The sequence below is a fragment of the Ruegeria sp. K11 genome (assembly GCF_056531905.1).
In genome coordinates this window covers 70,084-89,311 of record NZ_JBQFMP010000004.1, presented here as the reverse complement: position 1 = coordinate 89,311, position 19,228 = coordinate 70,084, and the positions used below count along the sequence as shown (strand labels likewise).

Annotated in this window: 21 protein-coding genes; 10 read left to right on the top strand and 11 right to left on the bottom strand. The window is 60.5% G+C overall.

Going from position 1 to position 19,228, the window contains the following annotated elements:
- Positions 1-2 precede the first annotated feature (2 nt).
- Positions 3-713, bottom strand: a complete 711-nt coding sequence (locus tag ACR0K4_RS07595) for a hypothetical protein (protein WP_480517807.1) — start codon at positions 711-713, stop codon at positions 3-5.
- 152 nt (positions 714-865) lie between these two features.
- Entirely contained in the window at positions 866-1,438 is a 573-nt protein-coding gene (locus ACR0K4_RS07590; protein ID WP_480517809.1) for a GcrA family cell cycle regulator, read from the bottom strand.
- 126 nt (positions 1,439-1,564) lie between these two features.
- Here ACR0K4_RS07590 and ACR0K4_RS07585 point away from each other — a divergent pair, with 126 nt between their 5' ends.
- Positions 1,565-2,368 carry an ABC transporter permease gene (locus ACR0K4_RS07585; RefSeq protein WP_480517811.1) on the top strand — a complete coding sequence of 268 codons (804 nt, stop codon included), beginning with the start codon at positions 1,565-1,567 and terminating at the stop codon, positions 2,366-2,368.
- Here ACR0K4_RS07585 and ACR0K4_RS07580 read toward each other — a convergent pair.
- Positions 2,350-3,240 (bottom strand): DMT family transporter, encoded by an 891-nt coding sequence (locus ACR0K4_RS07580; protein ID WP_480853467.1) that lies wholly within the window; start codon positions 3,238-3,240, stop codon positions 2,350-2,352. The two genes, ACR0K4_RS07585 and ACR0K4_RS07580, sit on opposite strands and share 19 nt — an antisense overlap.
- Positions 3,241-3,533: 293 nt before the next feature.
- On the opposite strand from ACR0K4_RS07580, the gene ACR0K4_RS07575 reads away from it, so the two are divergent.
- Entirely contained in the window at positions 3,534-4,721 is a 1,188-nt protein-coding gene (locus tag ACR0K4_RS07575) for an acetylornithine transaminase (protein WP_480517815.1), read from the top strand.
- Between the two features lie 76 nt (positions 4,722-4,797).
- Complete coding sequence (gene argF / locus ACR0K4_RS07570) at positions 4,798-5,724, top strand: ornithine carbamoyltransferase (RefSeq protein WP_480853466.1); 927 nt, start codon at positions 4,798-4,800, stop codon at positions 5,722-5,724.
- Here the strand turns inward: argF and ACR0K4_RS07565 are convergent.
- Both ACR0K4_RS07565 and ACR0K4_RS07560 read right to left on the bottom strand, forming a co-directional pair.
- The gene (locus ACR0K4_RS07565; RefSeq protein WP_480853465.1) at positions 5,721-6,302 is read right to left on the bottom strand and encodes a ferric reductase-like transmembrane domain-containing protein; all 582 of its coding nucleotides are present in this window, start codon (positions 6,300-6,302) and stop codon (positions 5,721-5,723) included. The two genes, argF and ACR0K4_RS07565, sit on opposite strands and share 4 nt — an antisense overlap.
- 18 nt (positions 6,303-6,320) lie before the next feature.
- Positions 6,321-6,809: a twin-arginine translocation pathway signal gene (locus tag ACR0K4_RS07560; RefSeq protein ID WP_480517821.1), complete on the bottom strand. Its 489-nt coding sequence runs from the start codon at positions 6,807-6,809 to the stop codon at positions 6,321-6,323.
- Positions 6,810-7,057: 248 nt separating this feature from the next.
- On the opposite strand from ACR0K4_RS07560, the gene ACR0K4_RS07555 reads away from it, so the two are divergent.
- A complete protein-coding gene (locus ACR0K4_RS07555) occupies positions 7,058-8,023 on the top strand; it encodes a pirin family protein (RefSeq protein WP_480853464.1) in 966 nt (321 codons plus the stop codon).
- A gap of 65 nt (positions 8,024-8,088) precedes the next feature.
- Positions 8,089-9,054 (top strand): 2-dehydropantoate 2-reductase, encoded by a 966-nt coding sequence (locus ACR0K4_RS07550; RefSeq protein ID WP_480853463.1) that lies wholly within the window; start codon positions 8,089-8,091, stop codon positions 9,052-9,054.
- Between the two features lie 4 nt (positions 9,055-9,058).
- On the opposite strand, the gene ACR0K4_RS07545 is transcribed toward ACR0K4_RS07550, so the two are convergent.
- The 4 genes from ACR0K4_RS07545 to ACR0K4_RS07530 form a co-directional block, all read right to left on the bottom strand.
- Entirely contained in the window at positions 9,059-10,537 is a 1,479-nt protein-coding gene (locus tag ACR0K4_RS07545; protein WP_480517827.1) for an inorganic phosphate transporter, read from the bottom strand.
- An 89-nt stretch (positions 10,538-10,626) separates the two neighbouring features.
- Positions 10,627-11,085, bottom strand: coding sequence for an NUDIX hydrolase (locus tag ACR0K4_RS07540; RefSeq protein ID WP_480853462.1), 459 nt, complete (start codon positions 11,083-11,085; stop codon positions 10,627-10,629).
- Between the two features lie 150 nt (positions 11,086-11,235).
- Positions 11,236-13,668, bottom strand: a complete 2,433-nt coding sequence (hrpB, locus tag ACR0K4_RS07535) for an ATP-dependent helicase HrpB (RefSeq protein ID WP_480853461.1) — start codon at positions 13,666-13,668, stop codon at positions 11,236-11,238.
- A gap of 41 nt (positions 13,669-13,709) precedes the next feature.
- The gene (locus tag ACR0K4_RS07530; RefSeq protein ID WP_480853460.1) at positions 13,710-14,417 is read right to left on the bottom strand and encodes a DUF3108 domain-containing protein; all 708 of its coding nucleotides are present in this window, start codon (positions 14,415-14,417) and stop codon (positions 13,710-13,712) included.
- A gap of 84 nt (positions 14,418-14,501) precedes the next feature.
- Here ACR0K4_RS07530 and meaB point away from each other — a divergent pair, with 84 nt between their 5' ends.
- The 4 genes from meaB to ACR0K4_RS07510 all read left to right on the top strand — a co-directional run bounded on the left by meaB (position 14,502) and on the right by ACR0K4_RS07510 (position 17,270).
- Positions 14,502-15,473 carry a methylmalonyl Co-A mutase-associated GTPase MeaB gene (gene meaB, locus ACR0K4_RS07525; protein WP_480517835.1) on the top strand — a complete coding sequence of 324 codons (972 nt, stop codon included), beginning with the start codon at positions 14,502-14,504 and terminating at the stop codon, positions 15,471-15,473.
- A gap of 233 nt (positions 15,474-15,706) precedes the next feature.
- The gene (gene rpmB / locus ACR0K4_RS07520; RefSeq protein WP_480517837.1) at positions 15,707-15,994 is read left to right on the top strand and encodes a 50S ribosomal protein L28; all 288 of its coding nucleotides are present in this window, start codon (positions 15,707-15,709) and stop codon (positions 15,992-15,994) included.
- 432 nt (positions 15,995-16,426) lie between these two features.
- Entirely contained in the window at positions 16,427-16,747 is a 321-nt protein-coding gene (locus ACR0K4_RS07515) for a hypothetical protein (protein WP_480517839.1), read from the top strand.
- 49 nt (positions 16,748-16,796) lie between these two features.
- Positions 16,797-17,270, top strand: coding sequence for a copper chaperone PCu(A)C (locus ACR0K4_RS07510; protein WP_480517841.1), 474 nt, complete (start codon positions 16,797-16,799; stop codon positions 17,268-17,270).
- Between the two features lie 79 nt (positions 17,271-17,349).
- Here the strand turns inward: ACR0K4_RS07510 and ACR0K4_RS07505 are convergent, their stop codons facing one another.
- Positions 17,350-17,958 carry an HdeD family acid-resistance protein gene (locus ACR0K4_RS07505; protein ID WP_480517843.1) on the bottom strand — a complete coding sequence of 203 codons (609 nt, stop codon included), beginning with the start codon at positions 17,956-17,958 and terminating at the stop codon, positions 17,350-17,352.
- A gap of 61 nt (positions 17,959-18,019) precedes the next feature.
- A complete protein-coding gene (locus tag ACR0K4_RS07500) occupies positions 18,020-18,715 on the bottom strand; it encodes an NAD-dependent deacylase (RefSeq protein ID WP_480853678.1) in 696 nt (231 codons plus the stop codon).
- Between the two features lie 28 nt (positions 18,716-18,743).
- On the opposite strand from ACR0K4_RS07500, the gene ACR0K4_RS07495 reads away from it, so the two are divergent.
- Positions 18,744-19,193 (top strand): low molecular weight protein-tyrosine-phosphatase, encoded by a 450-nt coding sequence (locus ACR0K4_RS07495; RefSeq protein WP_480853459.1) that lies wholly within the window; start codon positions 18,744-18,746, stop codon positions 19,191-19,193.
- The last annotated feature ends 35 nt before the right edge of the window (positions 19,194-19,228 follow it).

Below are 19,228 nucleotides of genomic sequence, written 5' to 3'. Positions count from 1 at the left end.
GGTCAGTTTGGAACGCAGACCTCGCGGACAGGTATGATCAATGCATCTGGGCGTTCAACCAGATCGAACCTCCATCTTCTTGGAGACCAGTTATAGATGCGCTGCTCATCAGGGTGATCGACGATCATCAGACCGTGAAAGTACCATTCCGACGTGGATTTATAGCCTGTTGCCGTGGTGTAGAAAGAGAATCCACGTAGTTCGTGCAGGGTTTCTATCGGAGTATTTTCTACATGTTTGGCGATGCAATATGGATTGCCATCCGCGGTCAAGCGGGCCTGAAAAAGAACCACCGGAATTGTCAGCAGCGACCAAAACGCGGTCAGCGTTGCGATCGAAATCCCAGATTTTGCTATCCATGAGGGCTGTGGCTTGCCATCACGGCCTGACCAAATGAGAAAGCTGGATGCAACCGCAATTGTAAGGGTCACCCCATGCACCTGCTCAGTTTTTGAAAACAGTGAAAGTGAACCATGGAGCAACGTTAGAAGTAGACCAACCACGACCGACAGAAATCCCAAGAAACCTGCTAGAAGTCGCGGGATCGGCCATATTCCCAGAAAGGCGAGGCCGCCAATGAATGCGGGTATTGCGGGAACGAGCCACAAGGATAAAAGTAGGCCTTGAAAGAATAATAACAGGGTTTTCTTGTCCGTGTCGGCTTCAAAAAGATACGGATCTATGGGCTGTACGTAGGCAGCAAAGATCAACACACCATAGGCACAGAACAGGACCTTGTATTTCAGGTTGGGCTGAATGAAAGAATCTCTCGGGTCAAAAATTTCCGCCCACCTGTCTTGCGACGGGTAAGCGGTTAAGACAAGAAAAATGTCATGCCGTAAATAACGGCGTGCGTAGCTAACTTTTACCGCCGACGATCCCTGCGCGAGCTCATCGGCTGGAACGCCACGCCCACATGCGCTTCGCAGTACGGTTTGCCCGCTTCAACCGGCAGGCCGCAGAACCAGAAATCCTCGGTCGCGGGGTCGCCGACGGGCCATTTGCAGGTCTTCTCGGTCAGTTCCATCAGCGTCAGCTTTTTGGCCTTCTTCTCAACCTCGTTGACCTTGGCCAGCGCCTCGGGGCTGATCTCGTTGGCCGAGGGCTGCGGTGGCAGTGGCTGACCGGCGGGGATGATCTGACGGCGGGCGGGAACAGACGGTTTCGCCTCGGGCGCAGGGGCCGGGCGCGCCGGTTCGGTCTTGGGCGTGGGTTTTGGCTTGGCCTCGGCCTTGGGGGCAGCGGGGGCCGGTTTTTCCTTGGGCTCGGCCTTGGCCGGTGCGGCACCGGTGGCGCGGTTCGACAGGCCCAGACGGTGGACCTTACCGATCACCGCGTTGCGGGTCACGCCGCCCAGTTCCTTGGCGATCTGGCTGGCCGACTGGCCCTCGCCCCACATCTTTTTCAGCAGCTCTACACGCTCGTCAGTCCAGGACATCATTTGCCTTTCAAAAGCGGAAAGCGGCCCCGGATTCGGGCCGCCTTGGGAATTCGTCTCAGCGTCCTATTCTAATCACTGCGGGCCGAGTTACAAGCGGTCATCGAATCAGTTATAGGGCAGATCATGCAGAATCTTATGGATGAGAACGCGCGCCGGTTCGGCGCGGTCAACTGGATGGGCCTTTACACGCTGGCGCAGCGCGAGACGCAGCGCTTCATGGCGGTCTGGACGCAAACTTTGCTGGCCCCTCTGGTCACTGCGGGCCTGTTCCTTTTGATCTTCAACATCGCCATAGGCCCCAGTCGGGCAGATGTGATGGGCGTGCCATTCCTGACATTTCTGGCCCCAGGGATCATGATGATGACCGTGATCCAGAACGCCTTTGCCAATACGTCGTCGTCGATGGTGGTGGCCAAGGTGCAGGGCAATATTGTTGATACACTGATGCCGCCCTTGTCGCCGCTGGAAATTCTTCTGGGCTATCTGGCCGGAGGCGTAATCCGCGGCGTCTTCATCGCGCTGGCCGTGATGATCGCACTTGCACTGGTTCTGGGCATCGTCCCACAGCACCCGTTTGTTGCGTTGATCTTCGTGACCCTCGGCGGAGCCTTCATGGGCGCATTGGGGTTGCTGGCCGGGATTTACGCCAACAAATTCGACCAAATGGCAGCGATCACCAATTTTATCGTCATCCCGTTGTCGTTCCTGTCGGGCACATTTTACTCGGTCGAGGCCCTGCCACCATTGCTGAACCGTCTTAGCCACCTGAACCCTGTGTTCTATCTGATCGATGGGCTGCGCTATGGCATGATCGGTGTCTCGGACAGCTCTCCCTGGCTGGGCATGTTGGTATGCGCGGGGGGAACATTTCTATTGGGCGCATTGACCTGGCAGATGTTGCGAACAGGCTATCGCCTCAAGGCCTGACGTTGCCGCGCCTCGCGCCAGACAAGAATCAATCCTCCGGTCAGGATGATGGCAGAGCCAATCATGCTGACGCCATCGGGGATGACATGGAAAACCGCGAAGTCGTAGAAAGCTGCGAAGACCAGTGTGGCATAACTGATCGGTGCCACGAATGATGCATCTGCCCGGGCCATACCGTTGACGAAACACGCCTGCGCGCATGCCATCAAAACGCCGATCCCCGCCAAAGCCGCCCATTGTTGGGGTGTCGGAACCTGGAACACGAAGCTGACCGCGACCGAAGCAATGGTCAGGCCCATAGCATTGTTAATAAGTAATATCTGGATCGGAATTTCCCGACCCGCGAGTTTCTTGATGAAGATCAACTCCATTCCGATCACGGCCGCCGCTGTCAACGCCAATAGCGCTGCAGGCTGAAAGCTGGCGGGCGTTGGACGCAACAGAACCAGCGCGCCGACCAGCGCCACGATGGCGGCCAGCCAGCGCCACGGGCCGACGCCTTCTTTAAGCAGTGGGATCGCCAGAACCATTGCAAAAACGGGGTTCAGGAACGAGATCGCGGTTGCATCTGCTATGGGAATGAACGCGACCGAGGCAAACATCAGTGTAATTCCCAGCCATCCAAAGCTCGTCCGCCCGATGTGAAGTCCCCAATGCGGGCGGCTGAGGCGTGGGCGAAGGATGCCCACCGCCGTCACGATCACCACAAATGCAAACAAAAACCGCCCGTGGCTGATCTGCATCGGATGCAAGGCGGGGCCCAGTATATCCGTCCCCAGCGCCTTGGCCAGCAGGGTCGTCCCGGCCAGCAACGCGCTGGCAGCAAGGATCAAAAGGGCTGCAAGGGCAGGGTTCTGGCGGATCGGGGTCATGGCCCACCCGTGCGTCAGTGTGGGCCAAATGGCAAGCGGCAAATCCCGGTCTCAGAATGATTTTTTATCCGCCTTTGAAAAACAGGGTTCCCAGAACGTCCACACCCGGCTATACGGCCCGCATGATCAAACATGCACATATCCTGCGCCTCCGACGCCGACGCCTGACCGCGTAACCGGCCCGTTTGATCTATTGCGCTGATGAAATCCGCGCATTCTCCACCAAATCAGTTGACGAACCCGGCCCCGGTGTTTCACTCACTTGGGCTCAAGCTACGAAAAAGGATGATCCGATGATCCCGTCCGTTCTGCCGACTTATAACCGCGCGCCCCTGACTTTCGTGAAGGGCGAAGGCGCCTGGCTGACCGAGGCGGATGGCCGACGTTTTCTGGACCTCGGCGCAGGGATCGCGGTGAACGCGCTTGGCCACGCGCACCCGGCACTGGTCGCGGCGCTGACCGAACAGGCGCATGCGTTGTGGCATGTCTCGAACCTCTACCACATCCCGCAGCAACAGGCGCTGGCCGACAAGCTGGTGGAACACACTTTCGCCGACACAGTGTTCTTCACCAATTCAGGCACCGAGTCCTGCGAACTGGCCGTGAAAATGGCCCGCAAATATTTCTATGACAAAGGCCAGCCCGAACGGGTCGAAATCATCACCTTCGACGGCTCCTTCCATGGCCGCTCGTCCGCAGGCATCGCCGCCGCCGGGTCCGAGAAAATGACCAAAGGTTTCGGCCCGCTGCTACCGGGCTTCGTGCACCTGACATTCGGAGACCTCGACGGCGTCACCAACGCCATCACCGACCAAACGGCGGCCATCCTGATAGAGCCGGTGCAGGGCGAAGGCGGCATCCGCCCCGTCCCTGACGCTGAACTCAAAGCCCTGCGCCAGATCTGCGATGAACACGGCCTGCTTCTGATCCTTGATGAGGTGCAATGCGGCGTCGGCCGCACCGGCAAGCTGTTTGCCCATGAATGGGCAGGCATCACACCCGACATCATGATGGTCGCCAAGGGCATCGGCGGCGGCTTCCCGCTGGGCGCGGTGCTGGCCACCGAAGAGGCCGCCTCGGGCATGACCGCGGGCACCCACGGCTCGACCTATGGCGGCAACCCGCTGGGTTGCGCGGTAGGCTGCGCGGTGCTTGATCAGGTCGCCACACCTGCCTTCCTCGAAGGGGTCAACCGCAAGGCGGGCTTGCTGCGCCAGAAACTCGAAGGCCTGATCGCCGACCACCCCGATGTGTTCGAAGAGGTGCGTGGCGCGGGCCTGATGCTCGGCCTGAAATGCAAGCCCGTCAATATCGACGTGGTCAACGCGGGCTACGATAACGAGGTCATCACCGTCCCCGCCGCTGACAACGTGATCCGCCTGCTGCCACCCCTGACGCTGACCGAGGACGACATCGTTCAAGCCCTGATCCGCCTCGACAAAGCCGCAACCCAGGTCGAGGGGCAACTCGCCACCGCCTGACCCTTCTTCTGTTCAAAAATACCTCGGGGGTCCGGGGGCAGAGCCCTCGGCCATCGATAGCCAAAAGCGACACGATATGAACCATTTCCTTGATATCCACAAAACCGACGCCACCGCTCTGAGGGCCATGATCGACCAGGCCAGCGCCATGAAACTGGCGCGCCTTGGCCGTCCCAAAGCTGCCCCGGACGACGAGCAGCCACTGGCAGGCCGTATGGTGGCGCTGATCTTCGAAAAACCCTCGACCCGGACCCGCGTTTCCTTCGACGTCGGCGTGCGCCAGATGGGAGGCGAAACCATGGTTCTGTCGGGCAAGGACATGCAACTGGGCCACGGCGAGACGATTGCGGACACCGCTCGCGTCCTATCGCGCTATGTCGACATGATCATGATCCGCACCTTCGACGAAACGATCCTGACCGAGATGGCCGAATACTCGGACGTGCCTGTTATCAACGGCCTGACCGACCGCACCCATCCCTGCCAAATCATGGCCGACGTCCAAACCTTTGAAGAACATCGCGGCCCGATTGCGGGTAAAAAAGTGGTCTGGACCGGTGACGGCAACAACGTCTGCGCCTCGTTCCTGCACGCCGCAGGCCAGTTCGGGTTCGACCTGACCTTCACCGGCCCGGCCCAACTGGACCCCGAGGAAGAATTCATGGGCTTCGCCCGCCAAAAAGGCGCGACCATCACCGTCGAGCGCGACCCGTTCAAAGCTGTCGAAGGGGCCGATCTGGTCGTCGCGGATACATGGGTTTCAATGCATGACAGCCAGTCCGCCAAGGAACGCCGTCACAACATGCTGCGTCCCTACCAAGTCAACGCCGAACTCATGTCCCATGCCAAGCCGGACGCGCTGTTTATGCATTGCCTGCCCGCACATCGTGAAGAAGAGGCCACGTCCGAGGTCATGGATGGACCGAACTCGGTCATCTTCGATGAAGCGGAAAATCGTCTGCACGCGCAAAAGGCGGTAATGCGTTGGTGTCTGGGCGTTTAACGCCTGATTTGCCAAACCCGCAGTCTGGCGAGCGTCGCGGCGCTCGCCAACATAACCAGCGCGCAAAGGGCAATCTTGGACATGATCTCCATCGTGCCCTCTATTAGCAATGCGTGCACGACGCTGCCTGTGATCGTCACGACCGCCAGCGCTGTATGACCCAGTCGCCACACCCGGAACCGCACCCTCAGCCTCTGCCGGTATAGCCCCAGTAAGACCGCCGCAAACGCTGCCCACATGGCCGTCACGCCCCAAACAGAAAACGGGGTGGCCGAGACGAACAGCAAGGCGTCCACTACATCCGGCGGGCTGGTGACCCACAGTCCCGCCACATGTACCACGATGGCCACCGCCAGCGCGATCCCGCACCACCGGTGCCATAGGCGACTGGCCACGGGCGTCAGGCCGGGCAACCACCGACCGGCCAGCAACGGCTGCATCAACAACAGACACATGGCTATGATCCCCGAGAAACCCGCAAAGATGTAAACCGGCTGCCGCCACGCCAACAGGGGGCTGAACGCCGCCGCGATAAGCGGCACGACGATTGCAACGGCCAGCGCCGTCCATGGGGTCACGGATCGTAGCACGGAATATCAGGCAGGCTGCAGCACGAAATGGGCGGCCAGGGTCTTGTCTTTTGAACTCGCCATGACGGGGCGCAGGAACACTGTTTCGAATGCTCCGCTGTCATAGGCCAGATGCCCATGTGCCTGCCCAAAGGCGGGTACGATCTGCGGCATCTCAAGCCTGAATTCCCCATTGGCATCGGTCAGTGTCGCCCCGTGGCTGCGCTGATCGCGTTCGTGCCCTTCAGTCGTATGCGCCCAGATCTGAATGCGCTGACCGGGCAGGGGGGCTCCGTCGCCCGCGCGCCGCACGGTGCCGGTCATCCAGAAACCGCCACCACCGATCCGTTCGACAATCGGCGCACCGGGCCGGTAATTGTTCGACCCGCCACGCATTGAAGGTGTCGGAGCCACGCTTTTGGCCCGCGCGGGGATCAAAAGACCGGATGTGCCGGTGGCCAGCAATGCGCCTCCGGCGGCCATCAAAGTGCGACGAGAGTATGAATTACGTGTCATGCCAACCTCTTTGCCGAAATGATATCCCAATCCGGGACGCCTGTCCGACAAAGATAGCACGATTGGCTGTCATTCCGAGACCGGCAGATCAATTGTGAACCGAACCTCCAGCGCATTTGGCGCGCAGTGTTAGTGGGTCTCGGCACTCACGCCGCACGGCTTATGTGCGATTGTGCGAATAGATTTCGTGAAGTCTGACCTATACCTCTATTTGTGAACATAAAACCATTTACAAAGGGAGCGCAGTAATGAGTTGGAACCCCACCCATAGCCCCGATTGCCCATCTGAAAACCCCGCCCTTGATGCGCTGATCATTCCGCGCGCCCGCGATCTGGGTGGGTTCGAGGTGCGCCGCGCCCTGCCGTCGGTCAAACGTCAGCTTGTCGGCCCGTTTATTTTCTTTGATCAGATGGGGCCCGCCGAGTTCATCACGCAGGGCGGCATTGACGTGCGTCCGCACCCCCATATCGGGCTGGGCACCGTGACCTACCTGTATCAGGGCGAATTCGAGCATCGCGACAGCCTTGGCACCCATCAGATGATCTATCCGGGCGAGGTGAACTGGATGGTCGCCGGGCGCGGTGTCACCCATTCCGAACGAACCAGTGACGCAACCCGCAGCCAAAAACACAGCCTTTTCGGCATCCAGACCTGGATTGCCCTGCCAGAAGCGCACGAAGACATGGCCCCCGATTTTGAACACCACAAACAGGCCGCGCTGCCGCATATCGCCGATCAAGGCGTCAGCGCCCGGCTGATCCTCGGTTCGGCTTATGGCGAGACCAGCCCCGTCACGATGCTGTCCGAGACCTTCTATCTCGACGTCCAGCTTGACCCCGGTGCCGCGTTCCCGCTGCCGGACGATCATGAGGACCGCGGCGTCTATGTCACTCAGGGCTCGGTCGAGATCGCAGGCGACAGTTTTGAGGCAGGCCGCATGATGGTATTCCGGCCGGGCGATCGTCTCTCGGTCAAGGCTGGGCCAAAAGGCGCGCGTCTGATGCTGCTGGGCGGCGCAACGTTGAGCGAGGATCGCTATATCTGGTGGAACTTTGTCTCCTCTTCGAAGGAGAAGATCGAAACTGCCACCCGCGAATGGAAAACCGCAGACTGGGCGAACGGCGCCTTTCATCTGCCGCCCGGCGACGATCAGGAGTTTATCCCGATCTCGGAAGAGCTGGAGCGCACCCGCCCAAGGCTAGCGCGTGTCTGACCTGACGTTACGCTGGCCTCGGGCACGCATCCCGGCGATCCTGCGCGCCAAAGCGGAGGGTCGTCATGAAGATCGTCATTGCAGGCGCGGGAAGCATCGGTTGCTATTGCGGTGGGTTGCTGGCACGCGGTGGGCATGACGTGACCTTGCTGGGACGCGCCCGCGTGCTGGAGCCTATCCGGGCCAAGGGTCTGACGGTCACCGATTTCGCGGGTCTGCGCCATCACATCAAAGGCCTGACTCTGGCCGAAAGCCCGGACCGTCTGGCCGGAGCCGAGATGGTGATTGTAACGGTCAAGTCTGGCGCCACCGCGGAAATGGGCGCACTGATTGCAGATCACGTTCAACCGGCCCCGATCCTGTCCTGGCAAAACGGAATGGATAACGCCCGGATTCTGCGCGCCGCTTTGCCCGAGCACGACGTTCGTGCCGGTATGATCCCGTTCAACGTGGTGCCCACTGAACCTGGTAGTTTCCACCGGGCCACGTCCGGCGAAATTGTGATGCAATCCGGCGCTGGTGAGTTGGGTCGGATGCTCAGCACGCCCGAGCTGCCCGTGATCGAAAGCGAGCAGATCGAGGCGGTGCAATGGGGCAAGCTGGTGATCAATCTCAACAATGCGCTGAACGCTCTGTCGGGGCTGACACTAAAGCAACAACTCATGGATCGGGCCTGGCGATGCCTGATGGCCGATCAGATGGCTGAGGCGTTGTCGGTCCTGAGGGCGGCCGAGATCCCTGTGGCCTCGACCACGCCGCTGCCCACATGGATGACTCCGCATATTCTGCGAATGCCGACGGTACTGTTTTCCGCAATTGCGGCTCAAATGTTGACGATCGATCCCAAGGCGCGGACTTCGATGGCTTATGACCTGATGGCGGGCCGCGCGACCGAGATTGACAGCCTGCAAGGTGAGATTATCCGTCTGGGGGCGCAGAACGGTGTCCCGACGCCCCTATGCGCGCGCGTCCGTGATTTGATCTTGAAGGGACCGACAGGGCCGGTGGCGGTAGACCAGATCGCTGGCTGATCCTTTAGTGAAATGCGGTCAGAAGTGTGAAAATCAGTGCTGACATCGCCGCCGCCGCCGGGACCGTGACGATCCAAGCGCCAACGACTGTCATGAAATGCGACCGCCGGACAAGTTTGCGGCGCTGGCGTTCCTCCTGAGCTAAACGTCGCTCAGGCGGGCGCGGGCGGATTGGGTGTTTCCAGCGTCGGTTGGTTTCCCATTCGCGAAAGAAGCCGACCCCGAAGACGGCTCCAACAGCGATATGAGTTGTGCTGACGGGCAGGCCGAACCAACTGGCCAGAATGACGGTGATTGCGGTGGAAAGCGCGACACAATAGGCCCGTACCGGGTTCAGCTTGGTGATCTGCGTGCCGACCATGCGGATCAGTCGCGGCCCGAACAGGCACAACCCGAAAGAGATACCGAACGCGCCGATCAGCATCACCCATTGCGGCACCGCAACCAGGTCGGTGACATCGTGGAACTCGGTCGCGTACACGATCCCTGCCAATGGTCCGATTGCGTTCGCCACATCATTTGCGCCATGCGCAAAACTCAGAAACACTGCGGCGACGATCAACGGCAACCGAAAGAGCGGTTTCGTCGCTTTCCGACTGTTGTTCATGTCGCGCGTGCGGCGATGGACCCATGGGATTGTGACCCGCCAGATGGCAAGGCCACAGACCGCACCGATCATAAACGACGTCGGTGGCGCGATATGTGCCACACGGGCGAGGCCTTTGACGGCCATATATGCGGCAAAGGCACCTGCCATCACGCCAACAAGGATTGGGACCCACCGCCGCGCGGCTTCAAGGCGATCATCCTGGTCCTGAATCTTGGATCTGACCAGCGCCAGAATCCCGGCGGCGATGACGCCACCGACCACCGGCGATACCATCCAGCTGAGCGCGATTGTGCCAACCGTATCCCAGTTCACCGCGCTGAACCCGGCGGCGGCAAGCCCTGCGCCAACAACCCCTCCGACGATCGAGTGGGTCGTCGAGACGGGTGCCCGGATCCAAGTCGACAGATTGACCCACAGCGCGGCAGACATCAGCGCCGCAAGCATGGCCCAGACATATTGTGCCTCGGTGGTGACCGAGGCCGGACGGATGATCTCAGTCGAAATGGTTGACACCACATCCCCGCCCGCCAGCAAGGCACCCGCCGCTTCGGCCACCGCTGCTATGGCGATGGCCACGCCCATGGGCAGAGCCTTCGCCCCGACTGCGGGGCCCATGTTGTTGGCCACATCATTGGCACCGACGTTGATCGCCATATAAGCGCCGAAAACGGCCGCCGCGACGACCACCAGACGTCCATCGGCCTGACCAAACAAAACAGCAGCCATAAGCCCCGCCAGCACCAGAAACGCCAGTGCGATACCAGGTGCAAGCAATGGGCGCGCAACAAACGCATTCGCGTGTTCGACGCGCGAAATGCGGTGCAGGTCGCTGTCCAGCGCTTTCCATCGGCTATTGGTTCGTGTTTCAGACATGGGTTTCAGGGTCACTTGGGATGACATACGCGGATATCGGGTTGCGGCGGACTGTTCAAGTGTATTGCCCGACATATGTTGCAACTGGATTACAAACGACGGAACAGCGCGCTCAGTTCCGGTTCGTCGACACGTGCTGCGGCTTCGGTCGGGGTCACCCAGCATCGTGTGCGCTGTCCTGCTTCCGGAAATTGGTCAACCAGTTCATCAACCTCGATCCGATACACGCTGGTCAACACTGGCAGGGATGAGCCGTCATCCAACCGCTTGTCATAAGTGTATGTGCCCACAGCCTTGTGGTTCAGGTGCCTGGCGCGCACGCCTGCTTCTTCCCAGGCTTCCTGAAGGGCAGTTTCGGCGCCGTCCTTGCCATCCATCGGCCAACCCTTGGGGATGATCCAGCGTCCGGTGTCTCGGCTGGTGATCAGCAAAACCTCGGGCCCATTGTCTGTGTCGCGTGTGCACAGGGCTGCAAACTGCACCCGGCGGGGGCGCAGAAACAGGGGGCGGACAGCCTCTTCCCACATGTTTTTCAGCCATTTGGACATTCTTACCAGACTATTGAGGCGCGCATTTCAACATCTAAAGACATATCAACGAACGGTCTTTTCTTCAATGAAACCCCTGTTGCGGCATCTTCCATTGCCGCCGCGCGAGAATTTTCGTCGAAAATTCTAAACAAACGGTCAAGGCCGGTCTCAGCTGCGCCGTTTGGCCCGCAGCGTGGGATCGGCTTGCGTTGGGTCTTCGGGCCAGGGGTGTTTCGGATACTGCGCGCGCATATCCTTGCGTACGTCGGCGTAAGAGCCCGCCCAAAACCCCGGCAGGTCGCGGGTGATCTGGATCGGACGTTGTGCCGGTGACAACAGGGTGATCTTCAACGGTGTGCCGCCAACGACCGGGTGATGGGTGACGCCGAACAGTTCCTGCAATCGAACCGAGATTTCAGGCACGGCCCCCCCATAATCAATCGGCACCTTGCGCCCCAAAGGCGTTTCGAATGACCCCGGCGCGCGGCGGTCCAGTTCCTGTATCTGCGACCACTCCAACCTCGCGCGCAGAGCAGGCAGAATGTCGAAACGCTTCCAGTCCTCGGCGCTGCGTACGCCGGACAACATAGGCAACAACCAGTCCTCAACGGCTTCCATCAACCCTTCAGCAGAGAAATCCGGCAAGTCCAGCCCCTCTGCCCGAACCAGCTCGACACGTGCAGCCAGACGCGCGGCGGCCCCGTCCAGCCGAATGCCAAGATCGCGCACGCCGTCCAGCATAGCCCGGGCAATGACGTCATCCGGGGCGTCCTTCCAGATGCGATCGTCCAGCGTGATCGCGCCAAGCCGCTCTTGCTTGCGGGCCAAAACGCGGCGATCGCGTCGGGACCATTCGCAGACCTCGACCCAGTTAATCCGATCGGAAAACAGGTCGCGGATTTCGCGCTCGGTGATTTGTGCAGCCATCCGGACCCGCGCTTCCCGAGGATTTCCATCAGTATCCAAGACCACAAGAAAAGGGGCTGCTGCCAGCGTGTCGTCGCTGTCCAGCACAACACCTTTGCCGCCCGACAGAACATAACGCGGAGTGTCCCCCTTGCGACGCTGACCGATGCGATCGGGATAAGCCAGCGCCGCCATCGCAGCTGGGCTCAGGTCCGAAGACGCACCGTTGCGGCGCAGTCGCTTGGCTTCGGCCCTGACGCGATCAAGTGCGCCCGCGTTGACCTGCCAAACACGGTTGCGCTGAAACGCACGGAGATCGCGCAGGGCCTCGAGCCGCAACAGAAGGTCAGCCGGGGCACCGCGCAGGGGATCGCGCTCGGCCATCAGGGCTGCCAACGGGGCCGCATCTGGGCCTGCAAGCTGTACCATATGGCCCAATCGCGGATGCAAGGGCAAAGCAGCCAAAGCGCGGCCATGCCCGGTGATCCGATCCTCTGGCCCCAACGCGCCCAGCATGCGCAGCAGCGCCCGCGCCTCGGACATCGCGCCCTCGGGTGGCGTTGTCAGGAAATCCAAATCATCCGGGGCGGCTCCCCACACAGCGAGTTCCAGCGCCAGATCGGTCAGATCGGCAGCTTCGATCTCGGCAGGCGGGTAAGCGGCCAGTGCCCCTTCTTCGCCCTTGGACCACAGGCGATAGCAAACCCCCTCGGCCACGCGACCTGCACGCCCGGCCCGTTGCGTCGCCTCGGCGCGTGTCACCCGTTCGGTCACCAACCGCGACATGCCCGAGCCCGGATCGAACCGCGCCCGTCGCGCTTGCCCGATATCGACAACCACGCGAATATCGGGGATAGTCAGGGATGTTTCGGCAATCGATGTCGCCAGAACGATCTTGCGGTCTTCCTGACCGGGCGCAATCGCCTGTTGCTGCGCCGCAAAAGGCATCGCGCCAAACAAAGGGCGCACCTGACACCCATCGCGCACGCGCCCTGCCAGCGCGGTTTCGACCCGGCGGATCTCGCCTTCACCGGGCAAGAACACCAGCATGCCACCCGAGGTTTCGCGCTCGGCCTGAACAACCAGATCGATCAAGGCGTCCAACCGCCGCTTTTGGAGGCCCAAAGGTTGGTCCAGCCAGCGGATATCAACGGGAAAGCTGCGCCCCTCGGAGGTCACCAGCGGCGCATTCATCAATCGACCCAGAGGCTCTGCATCCAGCGTGGCTGACATGGTCAGCAAGATCAAATCTTCACGCAGTGCACCGGCGACCTCAAGACAAAAAGCCAGCCCCAGATCGGCGTTCAAAGAGCGTTCGTGAAACTCGTCAAATATCACTGCCCCGATACCCGGCAAATCCGGGTCGGATTGCAACATCCGGGTCAGGATACCTTCGGTGACAACCTCGATCCGCGTTGAATTCGAAACCTTTGCCGCGCCGCGGACCCGGTAACCCACCGTCTGGCCCACAGGCTGACCCAGCGTTTCCGCCATCCGCTCGGCGGCGGCGCGCGCAGCCAGACGGCGCGGTTCCAGCATCACGATCCGACCGGCGCACAGGCTGGCCTCCAGCATGGCCAGGGGCACTCTTGTTGTCTTGCCCGCACCCGGTGGCGCTTGTAACACCGCCCTCCCTGAGGCCTTCAAAGCCGCAAGCAGGTCGGGAATGGCATCATCGATAGGCAGGCGAGTCATGCGGGCTTTATCCGTCAATGACCGCGCGACGTCCAGTTCCGCTATTTGCGCACGACGACCGCCGCGCCATAGATCGTCTGAGCCTCAACCCGCTTGGTCCGCATGACCTTTCCATCGGGCACATAAGTCACCGTGACAGCGAACTGGCTGCCTGTTCGCAAGTCATCGGGACGGTATCCGGCCAACCGTGTGAACGTCCCACTGCACCGCACTTCATCACGCTTGTCCTCGCGACGGGTCAGGGCAATTTCGGTCAGGCGCTCGCCGTCAAATATCTTCTGACGCAAGCTGCACATCGTCCTTGGATCCTGATCGCGCAGAACCATGTAAATCGCAGTCAGAGGGTCCACGGCACCGCGCTGTTGCGCATCCGTCACGGCATATCGCTTGCGCTTCCTGATCTTGGGGCCACTCGCCTGGGCGAGACCATTCTGATACTCAAGCCGCACACGCGATTCCCGCTGCCCGGTGTCCAGATCCTCGACATAAAGCGATGGGACAAAGCGTGTGCCATCCTGATGTCCCTCCGCCTCGATCACAAACCGCACCCGTTTGATCGCGCCAGCCAGACCTGTTGTCCACAATTGGCTTGAGACCGCATAGCGACCCTCGCTTAGCCGGGCATCCAGCACCATCTCACCCATTTTGACCCCCAGAGCGCGAAGCGCATACCGGCTTTGATCGGCGATCCCCATTTCGGGCAGGAAGCAAAAGACCCAAAGCAACAGAAAGGTGCGAACAGATGGCATGTGATCGATTTCCCAAACAGTCCGGTCTGGACAAATCCCCCTTTGGGGCGGCAAGTAGTCTTGCCGCAAAAGATCGGGGTAATAATGGAAAAAGACAGCCTGGCTGACAGGATTTTGAACGCAGATCGGCGGGCTCTGGCCCGGGCGATCACCCTGGTCGAAAGTGGTCGCGCCGATCATCGTGCACAGGCCACCGAGCTACTGACGCGTCTTGCCGGGGCCGGGCGTCAGGCCCTGCGGATCGGTCTTTCGGGCACGCCGGGGGTCGGCAAATCCACCTTTATCGAAAGCTTCGGCATGATGCTGATCGGGCAGGGACTGCGTGTGGCCGTCCTGGCGGTCGATCCAAGTTCGGCCCGTTCAGGCGGATCAATCCTGGGCGACAAAACCCGTATGGAACGTCTGAGCCGCGAGAAAGGCGCCTTCATCCGTCCGTCCCCCAGTCAATCGCACCTTGGTGGCGTCGCCCGCCGAACCCGCGAAGCGATTGCCCTGTGCGAGGCGGCGGGGTTTGACATTGTTCTGATCGAAACCGTGGGCGTCGGACAATCGGAAACCGTAGTCTCCGAAATGTCGGACCTGTTCCTTCTGCTTCTGGCCCCCGCAGGCGGTGACGAACTGCAAGGTGTGAAACGCGGCATCATGGAGATGGCCGACATGATCCTGATCAACAAGGCCGACGGAGACCTCAAGGCCGCCGCGACCCGCACCTGTGCCGATTACGCAGGCGCTCTGCGCTTGTTGCGCAAGCGACCGCAGGACCCCGAAGGGTTTCCCAAAGCCATGACCGTATCGGCTGTTGCGGAACATGGGCTGAGTGACGCATGGGGCGAAATGCAGGCGCTGACTCAATGGCGTCGCGAATCCGGGCAGTGGCAGGTCAATCGCGCCGCTCAGGCCCGCTATTGGTTTGACCAGGAACTCCGCCATGCACTTCTGGCAAAGCTGGAAACACCCCAGGCAAAGGCGGAGATCGCCGCACTCAACCAGAAAGTGGCACAAGGCCTCCTCAGCCCGACGGCCGCCTCCGAACAATTCCTGTCAAAACTGACTTGAAAACAGCGCGCCCGCCGCTTCATCTTTTCCAAAATACTCCCGCCGGAGGCATGGCCCGTCAGGGCCATTTGTGCACCCCTCGCATGTCTCAAAGATTTCCTGTGTTGCGTCTTGACCCTTCCTGCGATTCCCACTACACGCATCCAACCAGTTTTCGGGCGCGACTTCGGGTTGCGCCTCTTGTGATTTGGCCGCGGGCATACGCCCGGCCTCCAGAAACAAAGGAAGAAACCATGTCGCGCCGTTGCGAACTGACCGGAAAAGGCCCGATGACTGGCAACAATGTCAGCCACGCCAAAAACAGAACTCGTCGCCGTTTTCTGCCCAACCTGAATGACGTCACCCTGCAGTCGGAAACCCTGGGCCGTGGCGTCAAGCTGCGCATCTCGGCGGCTGCGCTGCGTTCGGTAGACCACCGTGGGGGCCTGGACGCGTTCCTGGCCAAGGCCAAGGACGAGGACCTGTCCGATAACGCGCTGAAAGTGAAGAAAGAAATCGCCAAGGCGCAAGCTGCGGCGTAACACCACTTCGCGACCGAAATTCAGCCTCGCACCTTCGGGTGCGGGGCTTTTTCTTTGCCGAACGCTTGTGAGCGTTCAGTGCTTTGTTGAGGTAACCGCAACAATTCAGCCTCTTTCGTGATCTTGTTCACATACGATTCGCTGAATATTGAATATGTTTATACTTATTCTCATTGTGGAGGGTTCCCCATGCCTTTCAAAGTTACTGATTACATTATGTTTATTCCCACTTCGATTGCAGCGGCTGTCGCGCGGTGTACGCGCATGCAGCGTCGGGTCAATCGGCTGCATACCGGATTGAACTCCGAGGCAGTGAAAAACACCGAGTCCTGAAAAGGGCGATTTGTCCCAGTCCTGCCTTGGCGCTTGAAGCGGGCTTTCCGCTAGGCGTATATCCAGGGCAGGATGTCGGTCTCTGTTCGAACACCCCTTATGATCGCAATGTCCCTGCTGGTTGTTCTGACCGGACAGGGCCTTGCCATGTCCCGCGGGTTGGATCGCGCGGTGGGTCAGATGGTTCTGTGCACCGGCACGGGTCCGGTGGTTGTCTACATGGACAAGGATGGCCAGCCCACCAAGGCACCGCATTACTGCCCCGATTACGCCCTGTCATTGTTGGGGGCCGTTCACGAACCTGCGCAGCACTTGCCGGCGGCACCTGCGCCAATCCGCATCGCGCCGTGCGAGCTTGCGCTGCACCTGATTGCCGCAGCTGTCCCGAATGCGCCAGCCCGGTCGCCTCCTCCTGTTTGATGCCCATTAACTCACTTTGAAAATCAAACAGTTCTAAAGGAGAGGCGATATGCCACTCAAATCCACTCTACTGGCATCTCTGTTAACCTGCCTTCTGGCCCCGGCGGCCTTTGCCGGAGGCACTATCGTCGTCGAAGACGCCTATGCCCGCTCGGCCGGAAAAGCGGCCAAGGCCGGGGCGGCATTCATGATGATCGAAAATCAGGGCGACACGGCAGATCGGTTGATCGGGGCCACATCAGATGCGGCCGCCCGGGTCGAGTTGCACACGCACGAAATAGACAGCAACGGCGTTGCCCGGATGGTTCATGTCGAAGACGGGATGGAGATCCCGGCGGGTACGGTTCACATGCTGAAACGCGGAGGCGACCATGTCATGTTCATGGGCCTGAAAGCGCCCTTTGAACAGGGCGCAACCGTGCCTGTGACCCTGATCTTCGAGAAGGCCGGTGAAGTCGTGATCGACGTTCCGGTTGATCTGGAGCGTCAGGATGCCGGCGGACACGGCGGGCATTCGAACTGAAAACGCCCGTCTTCAGGCCGCGTTGCGGCCGTCATCCATGCGTCAGGCCGGGTCATACCCGGCCTGTTTCCGTTGCACTCTAGCGGTTGACGACTCGAATCGCCACACGATCCCGGGCTTGTTTGAAACGCGCAGCCAGCAAAAACATCACGGCAGCAAAGGCGAGGGCCGAGAAGGCAATGGCCCAACCCAGTGCAACCATCCCGCTGCCGGGCCAGAACAGCAATATCAAACCAATGACCAATGCTAAAAAGCCCGAGTTGCGCATTGTTGTGGCGTCGGGGTGGTGGGCGGACATTTGTTTCCACGACATTAAAGCGCCAATGCCGACAATAAGCGCCCATGCACCCAGCAGGAAGAACGTCAGCCGCGCAACCCCTTCTGGCCAGACCAGCAGGACCACCCCGATGACAAGGGCACCGATCCCCACACCGCCGATCAGCCCGCGCCGACCAAAACCTAACAAGGTCAACCCGCCGTCCAGTAAGAGCATCACGCCGACAAGTCGCAGCAGCAATGAGATGCTGCCGGTCGGCCAGAACAGTGCCGCGACGCCCAAGAGACCCGCAAAAATCCCTCGCAGCAGAAAGGTCCACCACAGGTTCGCCAACTGATCGCCCAAGGCATCGCGTCCATCCATGCTGTGATCGCCAAGAATTTCTCCGCGTTGGGGCTCAGGATCTGTCATTTTGGTCTCCGGTTCGGTTGAGGTTTAAGATTACACGATTCCCCAGATGCGCGCCTGCGCATTATTGTTGATCGAGAAGCAGATCGACCCAACGCGGAACGGTTTCCGAAGCTGGGCCAAGAATGACCCGATCAAAGCGCGCCGCGCCGGATGACGGTTCCAGGTTCAACTCAACCGTTCGGGCACCGGATAGCGCGGCCTCGTGCACAAAGGCCGCTGCAGGATAGACCTGCCCAGAGGTCCCGATGGATGCAAAAATCGTCGTCTCGGCCAGATGCCCGTATATTTCTTCCATGAAATAGGGCATCTCGCCAAACCACACCACATCGGGCCGGGCCGAGGGCTGCTGACAGGCCGGGCAGGGCTCGCCCACCTCCATCTCGGGCGGTGAGGTCCAACGATGCCCGCAAGCCGCACACAAAGCCCCGGCCAGCGTGCCGTGCATATGGATCACGCGCGCGGCCCCTCCGGCCTCGTGCAGGCTGTCGACATTCTGGGTGACGATGATCACCTCTCCCACCCAGTCCCTTTGCAAGCGCGCCAATGCCCGATGCGCCGCGTTGGGCTGCGCCTTGGCCGCCTGCACCCGGCGGGCATTGTAAAACCCATGCACCAGCGCCGGGTTGCGGACGAACCCTTCAGGCGTCGCCACATCCTCGATCCGGTGCTGTGCCCACAGGCCGCCTTCGTCGCGGAACGTGCCCAGCCCGCTTTCGGCGGAAATTCCGGCCCCGGTCAGAATGACGATCTTTCCCATACCCGCCTCACGCGCTACACCCTTTGCCATGACACACCGTATCCTATTCGTCTGCCTCGGCAATATCTGCCGCTCACCCGCAGCTGAAGGTGCCTTCCGCGCCCGTGCCCCGGAGTTCAAGACCGACAGCGCCGGAACCTCGGGCTGGCATATCGGAGACCCGCCCTACGGCCCCATGCAAAAGGCTGCCCGCGCCCGCGACATCGACCTTGGCGACCTGCGTGCGCGTCAATTCGTGGCACGGGATTTCAACCGCTTCGACCTGATCATCGGTATGGATTCCGACAACATCGCCGCAATTGAGGCCCTGCGCCCAGAAGGCAACGACACCCCCGTCCACCTGCTGACCGATTTCGCACCCCATACCGGCGCGGATCACGTGCCCGACCCGTATTACACCCGCGATTTCGACGGCGCGCTGGATTTGATCGAAGAGGCAGTTGCGGGATTGGAGACGCATTTGCGGACAAATGTATAGGCGCAGAGGGTCAGATTGGATGTTGTCCGGCGGCT

Coding starts and splice junctions, on each gene's coding strand:
- ACR0K4_RS07590 (WP_480517809.1), bottom strand. CDS start 1,438: ATGTCCTGGACTGACGAGCGTGTAGAGCTGCTGAAAAAGATGTGGGGC.
- ACR0K4_RS07585 (WP_480517811.1), top strand. CDS start 1,565: ATGCAGAATCTTATGGATGAGAACGCGCGCCGGTTCGGCGCGGTCAAC.
- ACR0K4_RS07580 (WP_480853467.1), bottom strand. CDS start 3,240: ATGACCCCGATCCGCCAGAACCCTGCCCTTGCAGCCCTTTTGATCCTT.
- ACR0K4_RS07575 (WP_480517815.1), top strand. CDS start 3,534: ATGATCCCGTCCGTTCTGCCGACTTATAACCGCGCGCCCCTGACTTTC.
- argF (WP_480853466.1), top strand. CDS start 4,798: ATGAACCATTTCCTTGATATCCACAAAACCGACGCCACCGCTCTGAGG.
- ACR0K4_RS07560 (WP_480517821.1), bottom strand. CDS start 6,809: ATGACACGTAATTCATACTCTCGTCGCACTTTGATGGCCGCCGGAGGC.
- ACR0K4_RS07555 (WP_480853464.1), top strand. CDS start 7,058: ATGAGTTGGAACCCCACCCATAGCCCCGATTGCCCATCTGAAAACCCC.
- ACR0K4_RS07550 (WP_480853463.1), top strand. CDS start 8,089: ATGAAGATCGTCATTGCAGGCGCGGGAAGCATCGGTTGCTATTGCGGT.
- ACR0K4_RS07545 (WP_480517827.1), bottom strand. CDS start 10,537: ATGTCTGAAACACGAACCAATAGCCGATGGAAAGCGCTGGACAGCGAC.
- ACR0K4_RS07540 (WP_480853462.1), bottom strand. CDS start 11,085: ATGTCCAAATGGCTGAAAAACATGTGGGAAGAGGCTGTCCGCCCCCTG.
- hrpB (WP_480853461.1), bottom strand. CDS start 13,668: ATGACTCGCCTGCCTATCGATGATGCCATTCCCGACCTGCTTGCGGCT.
- ACR0K4_RS07530 (WP_480853460.1), bottom strand. CDS start 14,417: ATGCCATCTGTTCGCACCTTTCTGTTGCTTTGGGTCTTTTGCTTCCTG.
- meaB (WP_480517835.1), top strand. CDS start 14,502: ATGGAAAAAGACAGCCTGGCTGACAGGATTTTGAACGCAGATCGGCGG.
- rpmB (WP_480517837.1), top strand. CDS start 15,707: ATGTCGCGCCGTTGCGAACTGACCGGAAAAGGCCCGATGACTGGCAAC.
- ACR0K4_RS07515 (WP_480517839.1), top strand. CDS start 16,427: ATGATCGCAATGTCCCTGCTGGTTGTTCTGACCGGACAGGGCCTTGCC.
- ACR0K4_RS07510 (WP_480517841.1), top strand. CDS start 16,797: ATGCCACTCAAATCCACTCTACTGGCATCTCTGTTAACCTGCCTTCTG.
- ACR0K4_RS07505 (WP_480517843.1), bottom strand. CDS start 17,958: ATGACAGATCCTGAGCCCCAACGCGGAGAAATTCTTGGCGATCACAGC.
- ACR0K4_RS07500 (WP_480853678.1), bottom strand. CDS start 18,715: ATGGGAAAGATCGTCATTCTGACCGGGGCCGGAATTTCCGCCGAAAGC.
- ACR0K4_RS07495 (WP_480853459.1), top strand. CDS start 18,744: ATGACACACCGTATCCTATTCGTCTGCCTCGGCAATATCTGCCGCTCA.